At 38.2% G+C, this 3099-nt stretch carries 3 protein-coding genes; 2 read left to right on the top strand and 1 reads right to left on the bottom strand.

The features are described from left to right. Positions 1–151: 151 nt before the first annotated feature. Positions 152–1078 carry a Ppx/GppA family phosphatase gene (locus Q9Q35_RS09265; RefSeq protein ID WP_304653110.1) on the top strand — a complete coding sequence of 309 codons (927 nt, stop codon included), beginning with the start codon at positions 152–154 and terminating at the stop codon, positions 1076–1078. Between the two features lie 40 nt (positions 1079–1118). Here Q9Q35_RS09265 and Q9Q35_RS09260 read toward each other — a convergent pair whose 3' ends face one another. Then, on the bottom strand, positions 1119–1838 hold the full coding sequence (locus Q9Q35_RS09260; RefSeq protein WP_304653109.1) for an ABC transporter substrate-binding protein: 720 nt from the start codon (positions 1836–1838) through the stop codon (positions 1119–1121). A 300-nt stretch (positions 1839–2138) separates the two neighbouring features. On the opposite strand from Q9Q35_RS09260, the gene Q9Q35_RS09255 reads away from it, so the two are divergent. Further along, positions 2139–3099 (top strand): G5 domain-containing protein (locus Q9Q35_RS09255; protein ID WP_304653108.1); only part of this gene is annotated, 961 nt, incomplete at its 3' end.

The following is a 3099-nucleotide window of genomic DNA, read 5'->3' as shown; positions in this document are numbered from 1 at the left end:
TTAGAGACGCTATCGGGGTCAACTACTTTGGCTAATATTACACAAGAAGACTGTTTCGACAGTCTTTTTTTGTGAGCAATGTTTTTGATTGCTGATCTGTGAGAGAGTTATGATAGGATAAAGGTACTTTAATTAAGTAGAGGTGTGGCATGTGAAAAATTTAGTGATGCTTGATTTTGGATCTAATTCAACTAGGATGTCGATCACGCAAATAGCGCCCGATGGCAGTTTTAAAGAGGTGAAACGCGCTAAAGAAATGACGCGTCTAGCAGAGGGAATGGGCCAAGCTGACGAAAAAAAAGTTCTACAACCCCAAGCTATCCAAAGAACTTTAGATGCGCTATTGAAGTTTAAAAAGATGTATCGTGATCTACCTAACGTTTCTGTGCGTGGGATAGCAACTGCAGCTGTGCGAGAGGCAAAAAATCAGCATGAGTTCTTACAAAAGGTCAAAGAAGCGACCGGGATCGAAGTTGAAGTGCTCTCAGGTAATGCAGAAGCATATTACGATTACTTAGCAGTGATAAATACACTGACTGTCAAGGATTGTGTGATCTGTGATATGGGTGGAGGAAGTTTTGAACTGGTCGTCGTTAAAGATCGAAAAGCACAAAACTATGTCAGTATCCCCTATGGAGCAGTCAGTTTAACTGAGAAATTTCATGCCTCAGATCTGCTCACAGCACGTGATCTATTTTCGTTTAGTCGTTTTTTAAATTATAAGTTCAATCAGTTACCTTGGCTAAAAGAAGGTGAAAAACTGCCTCTTATTTTATTGGGAGGAGCGAATCGAACGGTAGCGCGTCAGGAGTTATTGCGCTTAGGTAAAGAAGACTTAGATCAGATCCATGGCTTGAAAATGTCGACATATATGTTTTTAGAGACTTATTTAGATTGGTTGGGAAAGGATGTTACACAAAGAAAAGCAGTTTTAGGCCCCGAAGCACAAAGGGCAGATATTATCATCGGTGGGTTGACACCGATCGCCTTTTTACTGGAATATCTTCAGATACCAGAAGTGATCTTTTCCGAAAGTGGTGTACGTGAAGGGGTTTTGTATTCAATGCTACAACATTAAAAAAGATAGCTTGTTCTTAGGATGCAAGCTATCTTTTTTGCTAATTTAAGGTCAGATCTTTGGAGAAGTATTTTTGGGAAAGATCAGCTAAGGTGTTATCTTCGCTTAGCTCTTTGAGTGCAGTTGATAAAGCTGTGTTTAGTTTAGGACGTTTGTAAGTGATAAAGCTTAATGAACTAGCTGTGATATTAGGATCAGAGATGCGCTGTAAGACTGCCTTTTTTGTTTCTTTATCCGCATTTGGGCTGGTCTTGGCTAAACTAGGGTCGTTTTTTAAGAGCTCATGATATGTGTAGTCACTCAAAATACCAGCAGCTATCTCACCTTTGGCTAAAGCATCGAGCAGTTTATTTTGATCACTATAGCTTACAGGCTGCAAAGAAAGTTCATGCAAAAGCGCTGATTGTGTTCCGGTCTGCAGGAGTCCGACCTTTTTTTTCATCAATTTTTCTAGATTTTTAGCTTTAGCATCGTGACGAGTGAAAAGAACGTTTTTAGGATATAGGAAGGCTGGAGTGCTTTGGTAACTTTGAGAGAGGTCAGCCTTATCTCCGATAAAAAAGTCGATCTCACCTGATTTTAATGCAGTTTGTAACTCTTTTTGGCTGGAATAGGCTTTGAATTTGATTTTATCTTTTGTTGTAGTTGCAAGCTTATGAGCTAACTCGATCGAAAAACCTTGTTGCTTATTTTTCTGAATAAAGCTATATGGACGATCATTTTGTATGATCCCCATATTCAATACTGTTTTTGCTGCCACGGTGGGTTGCTTAAAATTTAGGCAAAGGAGGCCTAAAAAAGTGCTCAGCAAAAGTAGGTAGAGTTTTTTTGGTCGTATCATTATGTCACCTCATATTTTTTAGAAAAACTATCAACTTTACATTTGATTATAGCAAATTATCTAAGATGAAAACATATTTAAAGTAAATGACCCAAAGACTTGATGAAGCGCATTATATATGGTAGTTTAACAGAAGAATAAGAAAATTAAGAATGTTTAATTATTTTAAATTTAATTTTTAGTCAGTTGTTAAAAAGGTGAATGCGAAAGGAAAAAAATATGTCTAGATCAAAGCGCTCTCGCTGGCAAATAAGCGAGCAAAAGCAACGTTTTGCGATCAGAAAGTTTTCTCAAGGTGTTTTTTCGGTTTTGATTGGAACGATGTTTATTTTGGGAACACCTGTGATCGCTCAGGGAGATGAGATATCTAATTTAGATGTTGGAGTAAAGAAAAAAGATCATTACCAGATACGTTATCAAAATGTGACTGAAGATAGTTTGACGCCAGAACAAAAGTCTAAGATCGTACACGATAGATTACCCAAAGATCTGGTTGGTAGTGATCAAGTATATTATTTGGTATATCGTACAGCAAAGGGAACAGCTCTACCGCAAACGGGTGAATTTACTTGGGAGCTAGATAAGTTCTTAGTAGGTTCAGGACTATTGATCGCAGCTTTAGGAATGCTTCCAAAACGAGCACGTAGGTATCGTTTTTTGACTGCGATCATTGTGACTTCAAATACAGCTAGCCTTGGAACTAGTATCGGTGCGAGTGCAAATATCAATGAATTAAGTAAAAATGACCGTACTTATTTGGTCGCAAAAGGGGAGAGCTTACCTGAAATTTCGACACAGATCCCAGGTCATGAATATGTAGGCTATCTTTTGATCAGTGATATCAAGCATTCGATACCAAGTATCTCTTCAAATGATCAGACCACAACAGAAATGGAGCTAAAAAGAACATCAGATAATGAGAAGACTACTACGAGCTTAGAAAATACTAAAGAAGCTATCGCATATGAAACAAGGTACGTAGATGATCCAGATCTAGAGCTAGGCAAGACAAAAGTCAAAGTGGCCGGTCAACCAGGTGAGCGCACGATCGTATATGAAGTAAAGCAAGATGCTACAGGCAAAGAATTGAGCCGAGAAGAAAAGAGCAATACGGTGACAAAGAGGATTGATATGAAATATTCCTTGCCTAAAGAAGCGGAATTGGATAAAATAGTCAGTA

The organism is uncultured Ligilactobacillus sp. (assembly GCF_948826705.1).
Lineage (GTDB): Bacteria > Bacillota > Bacilli > Lactobacillales > Lactobacillaceae > Ligilactobacillus.
The sequence above is the reverse complement of the archived record's forward strand: the minus strand, read 5'-3'. Positions and strand labels throughout refer to the sequence as shown.